1 protein-coding gene is annotated in these 820 nt (G+C 66.8%); it reads left to right on the top strand.

Going from position 1 to position 820, the window contains the following annotated elements; translation table 11 throughout:
* The first annotated feature begins 98 nt into the window (after positions 1-98).
* Entirely contained in the window at positions 99-599 is a 501-nt protein-coding gene (locus IE273_RS45575; protein ID WP_189820555.1) for an RNA-binding protein, read from the top strand.
* Positions 600-820: the final 221 nt, after the last annotated feature.

The raw sequence follows: 820 nt of genomic DNA, 5'->3' as shown, positions 1-820 counted from the left end.
CTCAGGGGTTGGCTTCTCCTCCCCACTCAGTCCTCGGTTCCCGGTCCGGTTCGGTTCCGTTCGGTTCGTTAGGGTTTAGTAGCGGGGAAGAGGAAGGAATGGCGGACGTCGAGTACCGCTGCTTCGTGGGCGGCCTCGCCTGGGCCACCGACGACCAGTCCCTCCAGAACGCCTTCTCCAAGTACGGCGACGTCATCGACTCCAAGATCATCACTGACAGGGAGACGGGCCGTTCCCGCGGGTTCGGGTTCGTCACCTTCGCGTCGGACGAGGCGATGCGCCAGGCGATCGAGGCCATGAACGGCCAGGACCTGGACGGCCGCAACATCACCGTCAACGAGGCCCAGTCCCGCCGCTCCGGCGGCGGCGGCGGCGGCTTCGGCGGCGGCGGCGGCGGCGGCGGCTACGGCGGCCAGCGTCGTGAAGGAGGAGGCGGCGGCGGCTACGGCGGCGGCGGCGGTGGCTACGGAGGTGGCCGCAGCGGCGGCGGCGGTGGCTACGGCAGCCGTGAGGGCGGCGGCGGCTACGGCAGCGGCGGCGGCGGCGGCGGCTACGGCGGCAGCCGCGGCGGCTCCGGCGGCGGCAACTGGAGGGAGTGAATGGTGGGGCCCCTCGCTGGCCAGTTATCCTAGTTACCGATCCTTTTTTTACCTGTCTACCAAAAGTGTTATCGCTCGCCTCCCGAGTACCCTAGATCTCGCTCCATCGCGTAGGTTCCGAGATGTTCTGGCTACCGTTAGATGTGACGCCGCTACCGTTCCGTGTTACCTGTTCCGTCCCCGTTGGCTATGAATGAAATGAAAAATCAGAGCAAAGTTTG

The sequence above is a fragment of the Streptomyces olivaceoviridis genome (assembly GCF_014650115.1).
In the GTDB taxonomy this organism is placed as follows: Bacteria; Actinomycetota; Actinomycetes; order Streptomycetales; family Streptomycetaceae; genus Streptomyces; species Streptomyces olivaceoviridis.
Note: the sequence above shows the minus strand (reverse complement) of the source record. Positions and strands in the feature narration are given on the sequence as shown.

Coding starts and splice junctions, on each gene's coding strand:
- IE273_RS45575 (WP_189820555.1), top strand. CDS start 99: ATGGCGGACGTCGAGTACCGCTGCTTCGTGGGCGGCCTCGCCTGGGCC.